General features: G+C 61.0%; 13 protein-coding genes and 1 pseudogene. 10 read left to right on the top strand and 4 right to left on the bottom strand.

Annotation, left to right across the window (positions count from 1 at the left end; translation table 11 throughout):
* Positions 1-51: 51 nt before the first annotated feature.
* The 6 genes and pseudogenes from O3303_RS22105 to O3303_RS07180 all read left to right on the top strand — a co-directional run.
* A pseudogene (locus O3303_RS22105) lies at positions 52-150 on the top strand (YkvA family protein); the annotation flags it as partial.
* 365 nt (positions 151-515) lie between these two features.
* A complete protein-coding gene (locus tag O3303_RS07160; RefSeq protein ID WP_269561378.1) occupies positions 516-2,774 on the top strand; it encodes a S46 family peptidase in 2,259 nt (752 codons plus the stop codon).
* 83 nt (positions 2,775-2,857) lie between these two features.
* Positions 2,858-3,706, top strand: a complete 849-nt coding sequence (locus tag O3303_RS07165; protein WP_269561379.1) for a hypothetical protein — start codon at positions 2,858-2,860, stop codon at positions 3,704-3,706.
* A gap of 67 nt (positions 3,707-3,773) precedes the next feature.
* Positions 3,774-4,370: a hypothetical protein gene (locus O3303_RS07170; protein WP_269561380.1), complete on the top strand. Its 597-nt coding sequence runs from the start codon at positions 3,774-3,776 to the stop codon at positions 4,368-4,370.
* Positions 4,371-4,431: 61 nt separating this feature from the next.
* Positions 4,432-5,688, top strand: coding sequence for a metal-dependent hydrolase family protein (locus O3303_RS07175; protein ID WP_269561381.1), 1,257 nt, complete (start codon positions 4,432-4,434; stop codon positions 5,686-5,688).
* 11 nt (positions 5,689-5,699) lie between these two features.
* The gene (locus O3303_RS07180) at positions 5,700-6,164 is read left to right on the top strand and encodes a hypothetical protein (protein WP_269561382.1); all 465 of its coding nucleotides are present in this window, start codon (positions 5,700-5,702) and stop codon (positions 6,162-6,164) included.
* A gap of 12 nt (positions 6,165-6,176) precedes the next feature.
* On the opposite strand, the gene O3303_RS07185 is transcribed toward O3303_RS07180, so the two are convergent.
* Positions 6,177-6,932, bottom strand: coding sequence for a glycosyltransferase family 2 protein (locus O3303_RS07185; RefSeq protein ID WP_269561383.1), 756 nt, complete (start codon positions 6,930-6,932; stop codon positions 6,177-6,179).
* Positions 6,933-7,122: 190 nt separating this feature from the next.
* On the opposite strand from O3303_RS07185, the gene O3303_RS07190 reads away from it, so the two are divergent.
* Positions 7,123-7,989, top strand: a complete 867-nt coding sequence (locus O3303_RS07190) for a LysM peptidoglycan-binding domain-containing protein (protein WP_269561384.1) — start codon at positions 7,123-7,125, stop codon at positions 7,987-7,989.
* 151 nt (positions 7,990-8,140) lie between these two features.
* On the opposite strand, the gene O3303_RS07195 is transcribed toward O3303_RS07190, so the two are convergent.
* Both O3303_RS07195 and O3303_RS07200 read right to left on the bottom strand, forming a co-directional pair.
* Positions 8,141-8,434, bottom strand: coding sequence for a GIY-YIG nuclease family protein (locus O3303_RS07195; protein ID WP_269561385.1), 294 nt, complete (start codon positions 8,432-8,434; stop codon positions 8,141-8,143).
* Positions 8,435-8,619: 185 nt separating this feature from the next.
* Positions 8,620-9,498, bottom strand: coding sequence for an SDR family oxidoreductase (locus O3303_RS07200; protein WP_269561386.1), 879 nt, complete (start codon positions 9,496-9,498; stop codon positions 8,620-8,622).
* A 241-nt stretch (positions 9,499-9,739) separates the two neighbouring features.
* On the opposite strand from O3303_RS07200, the gene O3303_RS07205 reads away from it, so the two are divergent.
* From O3303_RS07205 to O3303_RS07215, 3 genes are all read left to right on the top strand, one after another.
* Positions 9,740-10,603, top strand: coding sequence for a Rossmann-fold NAD(P)-binding domain-containing protein (locus O3303_RS07205; protein ID WP_269561387.1), 864 nt, complete (start codon positions 9,740-9,742; stop codon positions 10,601-10,603).
* Between the two features lie 232 nt (positions 10,604-10,835).
* Positions 10,836-12,074, top strand: a complete 1,239-nt coding sequence (locus tag O3303_RS07210; RefSeq protein ID WP_434086416.1) for a BaiN/RdsA family NAD(P)/FAD-dependent oxidoreductase — start codon at positions 10,836-10,838, stop codon at positions 12,072-12,074.
* A gap of 83 nt (positions 12,075-12,157) precedes the next feature.
* Complete coding sequence (locus O3303_RS07215) at positions 12,158-12,607, top strand: PA2169 family four-helix-bundle protein (RefSeq protein WP_269561388.1); 450 nt, start codon at positions 12,158-12,160, stop codon at positions 12,605-12,607.
* Between the two features lie 245 nt (positions 12,608-12,852).
* On the opposite strand, the gene O3303_RS07220 is transcribed toward O3303_RS07215, so the two are convergent.
* A complete protein-coding gene (locus tag O3303_RS07220) occupies positions 12,853-14,778 on the bottom strand; it encodes a DEAD/DEAH box helicase (protein ID WP_269561389.1) in 1,926 nt (641 codons plus the stop codon).
* Positions 14,779-15,022 lie beyond the last annotated feature (244 nt).

A 15,022-nucleotide genomic window follows, 5' to 3' on the forward strand; every position in this document is an offset into this window, starting at 1 on the left:
GTGCGCAACTACGTGAGCGGTGATTACCGCCAGGTGGAAACCAGCACCGTGGTATCGGCGCTGGGCGTGCTGCTCTACACCCTTTCCCCCGTGGATCTGGTGCCCGATTTCATTCCCGTAGTAGGCTTCCTCGACGATCTGGCCCTCATCAGCTGGTTTATTGAGAAGTTCCAGGGCGAAATCCTGCGCTTCCGCGAGTGGGAGAAAACCCACGCCGCCGAAGAAACCGACGACATTCCGGCCGCTTCGGCCAAGCCCACCTACGCCGCCTCCAACACCAACACCGAAAACGCCCCCGCCATAGCGGAAATGGGCCACTCGTAAATCACAGATTTTGCAGATCAAATGGATTTCGCAGATTTCCATTTCTGCATGTTTGCAGCGCCCGGCCAGTTTTGGCCGGGCGTTTTTGTGTCTGGACACTGCGCCGGGCCGGGTGAAATAAGGTCTGCATCCAAACTGCCGGAGCCGTACTTTTGCCTCCCACCTTCCCCACCCTCTCCTACCCCATAGCTATGCTTCCAACCCTCCGCCAGGCGCTGCTGGCTCTGCTGCTGCTCACGCTCGCGGCCCCGGCCCGCGCCGATGAAGGCATGTGGCTGCCGCTGCTGCTCAAGCAGCTCAACGAGGCCGACATGCAGAAAAAGGGCCTCAAGCTCACGGCCGACCAGATTTACAGTATCAACCAAGGCAGCCTCAAGGACGCCGTGGTGCAGTTCGGCGGCGGCTGCACCGGCGAAATAATCAGCAACGAGGGCCTGCTGCTCACCAACCACCACTGCGGCTACGGCCAGATTCAGCAGCATTCGTCGGTGGAGAACGACTACCTGACCAAGGGTTACTGGGCCATGGACCGCAGCCAGGAGCTCACCAACCCCGGCCTCACGGCCACCTTCATCATCCGGATGGAAGACGTGACCGGGCAGGTGCTGGCCGGCGTGCCGACCCGCAACATTGCCGAGGCCGACCGCGAAAAGCTGGTGCAGACCAACATCCAGCGCATCAGCCTGGCCGCCGTGCAGGGCACGCACTATCAGGCTTTTATCCGGCCGTTCTACAACGGCAACGAATACTACATGTTCGTGACCGAGGTGTTCCAAGACATTCGGCTGGTGGGCGCCCCGCCGAGCAGCATCGGCAAGTTCGGCGGCGACACCGACAACTGGGCCTGGCCCCGCCACACCGGCGACTTCAGCATCTTCCGCATCTACGCCGGCCCCGACAACAAGCCCGCGCCGTATTCGGCGCAGAACGTGCCGTTTAAGCCGCGCCACCACCTGCCCATCTCGCTGGCCGGCGTGCAGCCCGGCGACTTCACGCTGGTGTTCGGCTTCCCCGGCCGCACCAACGAGTACCTCACCAGCTGGGGCGTCGATGAGGTGTATTCCGTCTCGAATCCGGCCAAAATCAAGGTGCGCGACGCCCGCCTGCGCGTGCTCGACGCCGACATGAAGGCCTCCGACAAGGTGCGCATTCAGTACGCCGCCAAGTACGCCGGCATTGCCAACTACTGGAAAAAGTGGATCGGCGAAAACCGCGGCCTCAAGAAGCTGGACGCCGTGCGCGTGAAGCAGGAGCAGGAAGCCCAGTTTCAGCAGTGGGCCAGCGCCGGCGACGAAGCCCGCCGCGCCGCCTACGCGCCCCTGCTGCCGCAGCTGCAGCAGCAGTACGCCACCGTGCGCGACTACACCCTGGCCCGCGACTACGTGACCGAAGCCGCCATGGGCGTGGAGCTGCTGGCCTACGCCAACAGCCTGCTACCGCTGGCCGAAATGGTGGACAAGAAATTACCCGCCGCCGAGCTGGCCGCCGCCGTTGACAAAGCCCGCGGCGGCACCACCAACTTCTTCAAAAACAGCACCCTGGCCACCGACCAGAAGGTGGCCGCCGCCCTGCTGCCGCTCTACGCCAACGGCACGCCGCCCGCGCTGCTGCCCGCCTACGTGAAAACCCTGCAGCAGCAGTACGCTGCCAAAGGCGGCTGGAACGCCTACGTGGCCCAGCTCTACGGTAAGTCGCGCCTGACCAGCAACGAAAGCGCCCAGGCCGTGCTCAACGAGGTAGCTGAAGGCAACGCCCGCGCCCTGCTCGATGACCCGGCCGCGCAGCTGGCCGCCGCCATCATCGGCAACTACCGCACGGCAATTCTGCCCACCTACACCGCCGCCACCGACCAGATTGCGCTGTTGCAGCGCACCTACGTAGCCGGCCTGCGCCAGCAGCAAACCACCCGCAAGTTCTACCCCGACGCCAACTCCACCCTACGCGTGGCCTACGGGCAGGTGCAGCCCTACGCCCCCGCCGATGGCACGAAGTACGACTTCTACACCACCCTCGACGGCATCATGGAAAAGGCCGACCCCACCAACCCCGATTTTGAGGTGCCAGCCCGCCTCGCCGAGCTGTACAAAAACAAGGATTTCGGCCCCTACGCCTACAAAGGCACCGTGCCCGTGGCCTTCATTGCCACCAACCACACCACCGGCGGCAACTCCGGCTCGCCCGTCATCAACGGCCGCGGCGAGCTGATCGGCACCAACTTCGACCGCAACTGGGAAGGCACCATGTCCGACATCATGTTCGACCCCGACCGGGTGCGCAACATCACCCTCGACGTGCGCTACATGCTGTTCGTGGTGGATAAATTCGCCGGCGCCGGCCACCTCGTCAAGGAAATGACGCTGGTCGGCGGCGCCTCCGACGCGGCCACGCCGACGGATGGAAAGAAGGTGAAAAAGGCGAAAGTGAAGAAGCAGGAGAAAGCTGAAGCTTGATTTTTTGAATACCCCGTAATGTTACGCCCGCCGGAATGTATACCTTCCGGCGGGCGTCATTATTCACGGCCATTATCAGCTTTATGAAATCCACCTTTATTCTGGGCAGCGTTCTGGCCCTGTTGTCGCAGGCCCCGGCTGTTGCCCAATCCACCAAACTTCAGGCGCTGGAGCAGAAAATACTGCAAGAAGGCCTGGCACTGTATGAATCCGAACGTGCTTCGTGGGTGGCCACCGACCTGCTGATGGCCCAGAAGCCCGACATGACCGGCATGATAGGCTATCTGTCCTACGCCGATGAGGATTCAGTGCGCACGGTGTTTTTCCAGCAGACGGCAGATCAGGAATCGTTTACGGCAAGGTATAGCTTCAGCTTCCCCCGCACGGCCATTCAGCCCGCTACCGGCCGCCGGTTTGCGGCCCGGCCCGCCTCTGCCCGCGAACAAATGCTATTCACTCAGCGTCTGCAGGTGATGGAAGAGCTGGAATCCGGGCGGGTTGCAGGCAAACCGTATCTGTTTCCAAAGAATACCCGTCCTAATGTGGTCCTGCTGGAGCAGCCCGCCGGTACGCGGGCGTACGTGCTTGCCGGTCCGCAGGAAGGCGGAGTTCTTCCGATTGGGAATGATCTGCTGATGAGCTTTTCCACAGCCGGTAAGCTCACCAAAGTGGAGCGCCTACACAACAGCTACCTGGCCATGCGGATGCCGGAAGACGGCACAACGGTAGAAGGCGGGATGCACACGCATTTGCCGGCGCATCCATATATCACGCCTACCGACATCTGCTCGCTGTTGCTTTATGCAGAAGCATTCCCTGCGCCGCAGCACTATGTGATGGGCAGCGACTACGTTTCGGTGTTCAACATACCGCAACGACGCCTGACCTTACTTACTAAAAAGGCCTTCGACAAAATGTACGACAGCAAATAGCAGCCAAGGTGGCTCTGCTACTGCCGGAGCAAAATATGTTGCCACCCAGTCAACTACGCTGAGTTGTATGATTTTGAGACCTTTACTCCTACTATGCTTCCTGGGTCTTGCCCCGCTCTCCTGTTTCGCGCAGAAGCTGCAGTTGTTGGGCGGATACACTCGGGTAGGTGAAGCGTCCTTTACCGGCGCGCTATCCGCAGGTCTGCAGGCCACGTTCCCAATTGGGCGGCATCTGGTGGGCGGCGTAGGTTTCAGGGCGGCCCGAAACCGGCAGGATTATCAGGAGTTCATTCTGGGTTTGCCGGGCGAGGTCGGACGCACTATTACTGTATATCACAACTTCCTTTACTCGTTGCATGGTTTTGTAGGCGGCCATATTGCAGTCAGTCAGCATCTGGAAGCCACGCTGGGCCCCAGCGCTGGGCTGTATGTGGTGGGCTCCCGTGAGCGGGCTGATGAGGTGCGATTGGGATTTGGCTTATGGTCGGGCTTATCCTATGCCATTCCAAACTCCCGCCGCTTTGGGTTAGAGGCAGTATTCCACCCCCGACTGCTGCTGCCCAATATCCCCGCAGAAGATGTCAGCTTCCGCTTTGATGGCCGCCGGCTGTTTACCTGGGATACGCAGGTAGGCATATCCTACCAGTTGCGGAAGCAGCCGTAGCTTTAGCCTTTCCTACCCACTTCTGCTGCCCGTGTTACGCCCCCTCTTACTTGCAGCCACGTTGCTGCTCCCTGCCTCCTCAGTGCCCGCCCAACTCCCGCCACCTCCCGCCGCGGCGGCCACCACCTTGCTCCTGCTCCGCCCCGCTGCTGTCTTCGATGGCGAAACCCTACACCCCGGCTGGGCGGTTTTGGTGGAGAATGACCGGATACGAGCCGTGGGGCCGGCCGCGCAGCTAACCGCCCCGGCCGGCGCCCGCACGCTGGAACTGCCGGGCCTCACGCTGCTGCCGGGCCTCATCGAAGGCCACAGCCACCTGCTGCTCCACCCCTACAACGAAGCGCCCTGGAACGACCAAGTGCTGCTGGAATCCGAGGCCCTGCGCGTGGCTCGCGCTACCGCCCACGCCCGCACCACGCTGGCCGCCGGCTTCACCACCACCCGCGACTTGGGCTCGGAGGGCGCCGGCTACGCCGATGTGGGAGTCAAACAGGCCATTGAGCTGGGGTTGATTCCGGGGCCGCGCGTGCTGGTGGCCACCCGGGCGCTGGTGGCTACCGGCTCCTACGGCCCCAAGCTTTCGGCCAACGTGGAAGTGCCCCAGGGCGCCCAGGAAGCCGACGGCCCCGAAGGTGTGGTGCGCGCCACCCGAGAGCAGATCGGCAAGGGTGCCGACGTTATCAAGGTGTACGCCGACTACCGCTGGGGCAAGGACGAACCCAGCCGCCCCACCTTCTCGCAGGAAGAGCTGAACCTGATTGTGCAGACCGCCAACAGCGCTGGCCGCCCTGTGGTGGCCCACGCCAGCACGCCCGAAGGCATGCGCCGCGCCACGCTGGCCAGCGTCCAGACCATCGAGCACGGCGACGGCGGCACGCTGGAAGTGTTCCGGCTGATGAAGCAGCGCGGCGTGGCCCTCTGCCCCACCGTAGCGGCCGGCGACGCCACCGCCCAGTACAAAGGCTGGCGCAAAGGCCAGGACCCAGAGCCCGACCGGATTCAACAGAAGCGCCTGAGCATGAAGGCCGCCCGCCAAAGCGGCGTACTGCTGGCCTTCGGCGGCGACGTCGGCGTATTCGCCCACGGCGACAACGTGCGCGAAGCCGAGTTACTGGTGCGCGAATACGGCTTCACGCCGCTGGAAGTGCTGCGCGGCTTCACCAGCGGCAACGCCCGCATCTTCCAGCTCCCCGACCGCGGCCGCCTGCAGCCCGGCCTCCTCGCCGACCTCGTGGTCGTGCAGGGCGACCCCACGCAGGACGTGGCCGCCCTACGGCAGGTGAAGTTGGTGCTGAAAGGCGGCGTGGAAGTAAAATAATCCAACCTCCTATGCAGTCAGCATTGTCCCAATTGATCTATAATTCATTGCCCTACTTTGTGCCGGAAGACGCAACGGAAGACAGTGTACATGCCACCCTACTTGCAGACAACTTACCGGATGCTTTAGCCACTCAGCTTGTACTGTTCATTCCCATTGCTTTTGGCAGAGCTTTCCTTCGAAAATTTCCTCTGGAATTTCCTCCCACATTCACCTTACAATACTCAAATGGGGAAGTTGTCAATGACTTGTTGTTTGCCGATGAACCTGTATATCTCGCAGCAGCAAAAGTTGCGGAAGACATTATTGAAAAGGGCGCGTGGTCAGAAAATTTTCATTTCGAAATTGCTGCATGGAGTTCTGAAGTAGACGCTGTCAGCCAAGCACTTGTGGAAGGAAATAAGGTTGAATTTCTATCCTTAGGTGCGTTAAATGTGTTTGGGGACATTGGTCCACGTCCAATTCACCGCAGTTGAATGGCCGGAGGCCTACGGCCGTTCTATCCCCAGTTCCTGCAGCTGCCCGGCGTATTGGTCGTAAATCACGCGCAGGTCGTTGGCGTGCTTGTCGGCGTCCACCCCGATGCTGACGTTGCTGGTGTGGAAGCGGTGCAGGTGGCTGATGTGGGGCGAGAGTACCGGCAGGTGACCGGCCAGCAGAAACCGCACGTAGAGGTCCAGGTCTTCGGCCATGGTGATTTCCTCGCTGTAGCCGCCCACTTCCTCAAACAGCGCCCGGCTGTAGCACACGTTGCCCTGGATGAAGTGCTCGGCCCGGAAGATGGCGCGCAGCATGTCGGTGGGCGTATCAAACTTCCAGGCGTAGTAGTCCTCGCCGGGCATATAGCGCTTTTCTTCGTCTACGCGCAGGAAATCGGCCACAAACCAGGCCTGGCCGGGGTGGCGCTGCACGAGGTCGGCGTAGTTGTGGAGGCAGCGCTGCAGCAGCAGGTCGTCGTCGTCGAGGGGCACCAGCCAGCCATCGGCGGGCGTGTCCTGGATGAGCAGGTTGCGGGCCGGGCCGGGCAGCAGCTTGGTGGCTTGGCTGACGACGCGCAGCGGCGCGCCGCCGGAGCCGGCGGCCTCGCGTAGCCAAACGGCGGTATCGTCAGTGGAGGCGTTTTCGCAGATCAGGTGCTCGAATTCAAAGTCCAGGGGAGCCGAAACGGAAGCCCGGACGCTGGCCACCGCCTCGGGCAGAAACTGGCGACGGTTGTGGGTAGGCGTGATAACTGTGAAGCGCATGGTATGGAGGTGCAGAAGGAAAAAGGTGCACTGGTTATTCCGGTTCCGGCCCAAAAAAGTTGCCGGGGCAAGCGGCATTTCCCAACTCGCCCGGCCTGCCCGGCGTTACGGGCCTATCCTTATCTTGCCATTTGTTCCGGCCCGGTTTGTGCGTAGCGGCCACCTGTACTTGATTTTGCCTACCTGCTTCATGACGCGTTTTATCCGGCTTTCGGCCGCTTCTCTATTGCCGGCCGTGGCGCTGGCCACTGCTGTTACCTCCCCGGCTCCTGCCGCCGACCGTATTACCACCGAGCAGCTGCTGAGCCGGCTTACCACTTCCATCGAAAACCTGAAGACCCTGCGCTGCAACGTGCGGGCCCAGGAACGGCTGGCGGGCGGCAAATACCAGCAAGCGCGCACTGCCATGAAGATGACATTCGGGCCGCTGCGGGTGTATCTCAAAAACGCTAAAGGCATCGAGGTGCTGTGGGTAACGGGCCAGAACGACGGCGACGCCTGGGTGTACCCCAACAGCTTCCCCTACGTGACCCTGAGCCTGGACCCTGTCGGCGCGGTGATGCGCAAAAACCAGCACCACAGCGTGCTGGACGCCGGCTACGGCACCATCACCGACCTCATCAAAGGCTCCAGCCAGCGCCGCGACCACAGCTTCGAGCGCAGCTTCCGCTACGCCGGCGACACCACCGTGGCCGGCCGCCCCTGCTACATACTGCGCGCCGATTTCCCGCAGTTCCGCTACGTGACCTACAAAGCCGTGACCGGCGATACCCCCGAGCGTATCGCCGACAAGTTCGGCTGCGGCGAATACCGCGTGATGGAGCGCAACAACCTCGACCCCGGCGAAAAAGTAGCCGCCGGCCGCACCCTGCAGGTGCCCAACAGCTACGGCCGCCGCACCCTCGTCTGCGTCGATCAGAAGCTGATGCTACCCCTGGTCGTGCAGGTCCACGACGACAAGGGCCTGTTCGAGAAGTTCGAGTTCAGCGACGTGGTAGCCAACCAATCCATTCCGGCGGCGGAATTCACAAAAGGCTTTCCGGGATATAAGCTATAAAAGCCCGTCATGCAGAGGCCGAAGGCCGAAGCATCTCGCCAGTGTGGTAACTGTCATGCAGAGCTGAGCGAAGCATCTCGCCAGTGTGGTAAACAATGGCTACCTCACTGGCGAGATGTTTCGCTCAGCTCTGCATGACGGCCTTACCGGCTTACTCTCCTGTCCAGCTCTGCAAATCAATGGCAGACCACATTGGGTTCAATGCAGCAATCAGTGCCTCCTTCTTGGCACGGCTCCAGCCTTTGATTTCTTTTTCACGCGCAATAGCCTGCACCGCATCAGCGCACACTTCGAAATACACCAACAGATTACACTGGTAACGGCTGGTAAACTTACCGGCATCACCCATATTTTGGCTGTGTTCATACAGGCGGCGTTCCAGATCATTGGTTACGCCGGTATACAGCACTGTCCTGGCCTTGTTGGTAAGAAGATAGACATACATAACTACAGGCGTTGATAAACTGCAGTGGCAAAACTTCACAGTAGCCCGTCATGCAGAGCGGAGCGAAGCATCTCGCCAGTGTGGTAGCTATTGTTTACCACACTGGCGAGATGCTTCGCTCCGCTCTGCATGACGGTTACCACACTGACGAGATTCCTCGCTGTGCTCGGAATGACGTTCAATGACTACCTTCTCATCGCCTTTTCAATCTCATCCCACATCGGGGCCGGAATGGCTTCGAGCTTATTGAACTCGCCGGCGCCGTTCAGCCACTCGCCGCCGTCCAAGGTCACCACTTCGCCGTTCATGTAGGCCGAGAAATCCGACACCATGTAGGCGGCCAGGTTGGCCAGCTCCTGGTGGTCGCCGACGCGCTTGAGGGGCACCGAGGCGGCGGGGTCGAGCTTTTTGGCCAGCGGCTCGGGGAACAGGCGGCTCCAGGCGCCTTCCGTCGGGAACGGGCCGGGCGCAATGGCGTTGGAGCGGATACCGTACTTGGCCCACTCCACGGCCAGCGAGCGGGTCATGGCCAGCACGCCGGCTTTAGCGGCGGCGGAGGGCACCACGTAGGCCGAGCCCACCGAGGCGTAGGTAGTGACGATGTTGAGGATGGTGCCGGGCTTCTTATCCGCAATCCAGCGCTTACCAAACGCCAGCGTGCAGTTGTAGGAGCCGCGCAGCACAATGTCCACAATCACATCGAACGCCTTGTGGCTCAGGCGCTCCGTGGGGCTGATGAAGTTGCCGGCCGCGTTGTTGAGCAGTACATCTACCCCGCCAAAGGTGTTGATGGTTTTCTGCAGCAGCGCCTCCACTTCATCGTACTTGCGCACGTCGCACTGCACGGCCAGCACGTTGGCGTTGTTAGTTTGCTCGCGCAGCTCGGCGGCCGTTTTTTCCAGCACGTCCAGCTTGCGGCTGCTGATGACGACGTTGGCTCCCAACTGGAGAAAGTACGTGGTCATGGCGCGGCCCAGGCCGGTGCCGCCGCCCGTCACAACGATGGTTTTGCCTTGGAGCGCGTTGTCGCGGAGCATGGGTTGGGCGTAGGGATGAGCTGACATAGAGCGAAAGGGTGGAAAGAGGAAAAGAAAAAATAGCCAGGCGGGCTCAGACAAAACAACTCCTGGGCGGCCCAATATTAGAAAATATTAATTTTCACTAAGGGAGCCATTCGGTTTTTGCTGCCAACCAGCGGGCAAGTTCAAAAAAACTCCTAACATAGCCCCGGGTGCCCGGCTCCGGCCGGCTTCTGGCGTGCCACCACTCAGTGGTGCGCAGGAAATTTCCGCACCTTTGCCCCGAATGACTGACTCTTCTTACTCCCCGCGCCCCACTCCCACAACTGTTGCTGTTCTCGGCTGCGGCTGGCTTGGGCTCCCGCTGGCAAAGGCACTGGTAGCTGAGGGCTACGCCGTAAACGGCTCCACCACCACCCCTACCCACATGCTGACGCTGCGCGACGCCGGCATCCGGCCGTACCTGCTGCAGTTGGGCCCCGAGTTCTCGCAGATTGATGCCGACTCGCTGCACGCGCTGCTGGCCGGCGTGGATGTGCTGGTGCTGAACGTGCCGCCCCGGGCGGCCGCCGCCGGGGCCTATCCGGCCTTGCTGCGCCCGGTAGGCTCGGCGGTGGCGGCGGCCGGCGTGCGGCACGTGCTGTTCGTCAGCTCCACCGGCGTCTACCCCAACGAAAATCGCATTATGCGCGAATCCGACGCTGTTTCTTCGCCGGATGCGCCGATGGATCTGCTGCGGGCCGAGGGGCAGTTTACGCCCCGCTGGGGCAAGTGGCTGACAACGGTGGTCCGCCTGGGCGGCCTGTTCGGCCCCGACCGGCCGCCGGGCCGCTTTCTGGCAGGCCGCCACGACCTGCCACAGGGCAGCGCCCCCGTCAACCTGATCCATCTTGACGACTGCATCGGGCTGCTGCAGCACATTATCCGGGAAAAAGCCTGGGGCTATACTTTCAACGCCTGCGCCAGCCATCACCCGTCGCGCAGCACGTTCTACACCGCGGCCGCCGTGCAAATGGGGTTGCAGGCCCCCACTTTTCAGGCAGAAGAAACCGGCCAAAGCGGCAAAACCATCGACAGCACGCTGCTGCGCGAAACCACCGGCTACCAGTTTCAGCACGACGACCTGCTGGCCGCCCTGGCCTACTGCTGATCACGGATTGGCGCGGATTTCACGGATTTTGTGGACGATTACAGTTGTGGACGGTCACAGTTGTAGACGATTACAAAGGAGGATATATAAAACAAGAGAGGCTTGCCAACTGGCAAGCCTCTCTTGTGTGGCCGTAACGGCGAACCAGTCAGCGCCGTCCACAAAATCCGACCAATCCGAAAAATCCGGCTAAATCCGTGATTAGCTTTGCACCGTGAAGGAAATTGATTCGATGGTGGCAGTTTTGGGCGGTGGTGCCGCGGGCTTTTTTGGGGCTATTGCCTGCGCCGAAGCCAACCCGCACCTGACGGTGTATCTGCTGGAAAAAACCGGCAAGCTGCTGAGCAAAGTACGTATTTCGGGGGGTGGGCGCTGCAACGTGACCCACGCCGCCGACACGCCCGCGCAGCTTGTGCAGCACTACCCGCGCGGGGCCAAGCAGCTCAAGGAGCCCTTCCGGCAGTTCGACGCGCAGGCCACCATTCAATGGTTTGCACGGCGCGGTGTGCAGCTCAAAACGGAGCCCGACGGCCGCATGTTTCCCGTCACCGACTCCTCGGAAACCATTGCGCAGTGCCTGCTGGAAGCAGCCCGGCAGGCCGGGGTGCGCATCCTCACCCAAACCTCGCCCGAACGGATTGAGGTGCTGCCAACAGGCGGCTTCAGCCTCCACCTCACGGGCGCCCACGCCGGCGAAATGCGGGTAGGCCGGCTGCTGATAGCAACCGGCGGCGCCCCCAAAACCGAGCAGTATAACTGGCTGCGCGAGTTGGGCCACGGCATTGCCGAGCCGGTGCCCAGCCTGTTCACTTTCAACGTGCCGGCCTCGCCGCTGCGCGAACTGCCGGGCGTGAGCGTGCCGCTGGCGAGGGTGCGGGTAGCGGGTGAAAAACTCGAATACGAAGGCCCGGTACTCGTCACGCACTGGGGCATCAGCGGCCCGGCCGTGCTCAAGCTCTCGGCCTGGGGCGCGCGCCGCCTGCACGAGCTAAGCTACCAGAGCACGGCCCTCATCAACTGGATTCCGGCCCACACCGAAACCACACTCCGCGCCTTCCTGCACGAATACCGCGAGCAGCACGGCCGCAAGGTAGTGGCCTCCAACCCGCTGTTCGGGCTGCCCCAGCGGCTCTGGCGCACCCTCACCGACCAAGCCGGCGTAGAGCCCGAAGTACGCTGGAACGAGCTACCGGCCAAGCCTCAGAACCGACTCATTGAGGCCCTATTGAACACGGCCCTCACGGTGCGGGGCAAAACCACTTACAAAGATGAATTCGTGACCTGCGGCGGCGTGCTGCTCAGCGAAATCAACATGAAAACCATGGAAAGCCGCCGCGTACCCGGCCTACACTTTGCCGGCGAAGTACTTGATATAGACGGCATTACCGGCGGATTTAACTTCCAAGCTGCCTGGACGACCGGCTACCTCGCCGGCCAGGCAATGGGCCAGACAGCACCACCGGAAGCGTAGTCCGACGCAACCCCGCGCCGTGGTTGGGAGTACAAGACAGCAATCATCCCTGTTTTACCACCCCCAACCTAACTACCTTCCCCATGGACGCTAAAGTAATGCAAGCCGGCCTCAACGAACTGATCGAAACGCTGAAGGATGGCCAGAAAGGCTACGCCGAAGCCATGACCGACGTAGAGGATGCCGACCTGAAAGAAACTTTCAAGAAATACGCTGCCCAGCGCTCCTCCTACATCACCGAGCTGGAAGACCAGATGCACAAGCTCAACCTGCATCCGGAAGAAGAGTCTTCCATCACCGGCACCATCCACCGCGCTTTCATCAACCTGAAAGGCCTGATCACCAGCAAAGACCGCCACAGCATTCTGGCTGAGTGCGAGCGGGGCGAAGACTACGCCAAAGCTGCTTACGAGAAAGCCCAGAAAATCCAGGACATCCCGGCCGACCTCAAAGCCATCATCACGAAGCAGGCCGCCGGCATCAAGCAGGGCCACGACGAAATCCGCGACCTGCGCGACGCCGCTAAGAAATAATCGCTGATTTGCGCTGATTGAGGTGATTTCACTGATTTTGTGCTCATCTAACCGTTAATAAACCGGAGCCGCTTCCCATAGGGAGGCGGCTCCGATTTATTAATGGCAGGTAGTTTCGAGCCGCAACGTATCTACAAACAAAGAGCGCCATTTCCTCGCGGAAACGGCGCTCTTTGTTTGTCTTGATCATTGGTTATTCGCGCGTAAAATCAGCGGAATCACCTCAATCAGCGCAAATCAGCGATTTAGCTGTCGTCACGCTTGCCTTTGTAGCCGCCGCCGTAGCTGCTGCCACCCTCGCGGCGGTTGCCACCGCCGTAGGAGCCGCCGCCGCGGTTGCCGCCGTAGCTGCTGCCGCCTTCCCGACGCTCGCCACCACCGTAGCTACCGCCACCGCGGTTGCCGCCGTAGGAGCTGCCACCTTCGCGACGATTGCCGCCGCCGTAGCTGCTGCCACCTTCGCGACGCTCACCACCACCGAACCCACCTGGGGCCCGACGAGGACGCTCGCTGCCGCCGCCGAAGCCACCGCGGTTACCGCCTTCCTGCTGCGCATCACCTTCCTGGCGCGGCGTAGCAATGTTGAAGGCCACCGGACGACCCTGGATGGAGCTGCGGCCGAGCTGGCTCACCACTTCTTCCACGAACTCATTCGGGATTTCCACGAAGCTGAACTTGTCGTAGAGGGCAATGTCACCGACTTTGCTGGCCGTGAGGCTGGTGTTTTCGGCAATCAGGTCCACGATGTCGCGGGGATGCAGACGGTCCTTCTTGCCCATCGTCACGAACAGACGGGTGAAGCCGGCACGGGCGGCGCCCTGCGTACGGCTGGCATCGAGGCTTTCCTGGGCGCGCTTGTCTTCCTTCATCGTCATCTTCAGCAAAGCGGCAGCTACGTCAAGCGACGTAACGGCTTCTTCCTGCTCCTGATCGATGAGGCGTTGCACGCGGGCAATGTACTTGTCGAGGTTACCCTTCACAATCACCTCCTTAATGGAGTTGAGCATGAGGGTGGTTTTCACCTCCGACACATCTTCGAAGGACGGCACGCGCTCCTGCTTGATGTTGGCTTTGGTGAAGCGCATGATGTCGCGCAGCTTGTAGATGTCGCGGCCGCTCACGAAGGTGAAGGCTTTGCCCTGCTTGCCGGCGCGGCCGGTGCGGCCGATGCGGTGCACGTAGTATTCCTCGTCGGCAGGCAGGTCGTAGTTGACTACTACTTCCACGTTATCCACGTCGATGCCACGGGCGGCTACGTCGGTAGCTACCAGGATTTCGAGGGTGCCTTTGCGGAATTTATCGAGCGTGTTCTGGCGCTGCTGCTGGCCCATGTCGCCGTGCAGACCTTCGGCGAAGTAGCCTTTAGCCTGCAGGTCGCCTACAATCTCGTCCACCATGCGCTTCGTGTTGGCGAAGACGATGCCCGACTTGATGTTGTACATGTCGATCAGACGGGTCAGCACGTCTTTTTTCTGCGGACCGCGCACCTCAAAGTAGCTCTGCTCGATGTTGGTAACCGTCATTTCCTGATGGTTTACCTTCACGATCTGCGGATCCTTCTGGTAGCGCTTGGTCATCTCCATGATCGGCTTGCTCATGGTAGCCGAGAAGAACACCGTCTGGCGGTCTTCAGGCATTTTCTTGAGCACCGTCTCGATGTCGTCGCGGAAGCCCATGTCGAGCATTTCGTCGGCCTCATCGAGGATGATCATTTTGCAATGCTCCAGCTTGAGCGTGCCACGCTCGATGTGGTCCATTACGCGGCCGGGAGTACCGATTACGATCTGCACGCCACGCTCCAGAGCGCGGAACTGACGGTCGTAGGAAGAGCCACCGTAGATGGGCACAACGGCCAGACCACGCTTGTATTTGCCCAGTTTCTGGATTTCGCCTGAAACCTGCACCGCCAGCTCGCGGGTGGGGCAGAGCACGAGGCACTGCACTTCGCGCGAGTCGGTATCGACACGCTCAATGGCGGGGATAGAGAAGGCGGCAGTTTTACCGGTGCCGGTCTGGGCCTGGCCGATTACGTCGCGGCCGGCGAGCAGGACCGGAATACCGGCGGCCTGGATGGGGGATGCTTCTTCGTAGCCAACTTCGGTGATGGCACGCTGCATTTCTTCAGAGAGGGTCAGCTCGCTGAACTTGGTCTTAACGGTTTCGTTTTCCATGTCAGTGTTGATGGAGTGGAGTGAATAGCTCTGAAAACAGCGGATTCAGCGACGCTCTTCTCCCACTCAACACAACGACAAGTGACGGAAGCAACGGACGGAAGACAAAGCCGGCCCAACAAGTTTCTTTAAAGGCAGCTCTCAAGCTGCGCGGAACGTGGCCGTTCTCAAATGCGGCTGCAAAGGTACGGATAATAATCAGCAATTGCACGGTATGCCAACAAGAACGTCATGCAGAGCGGAG

It is taken from the genome of Hymenobacter canadensis, assembly GCF_027359925.1.
In the GTDB taxonomy this organism is placed as follows: domain Bacteria; phylum Bacteroidota; class Bacteroidia; order Cytophagales; family Hymenobacteraceae; genus Hymenobacter; species Hymenobacter canadensis.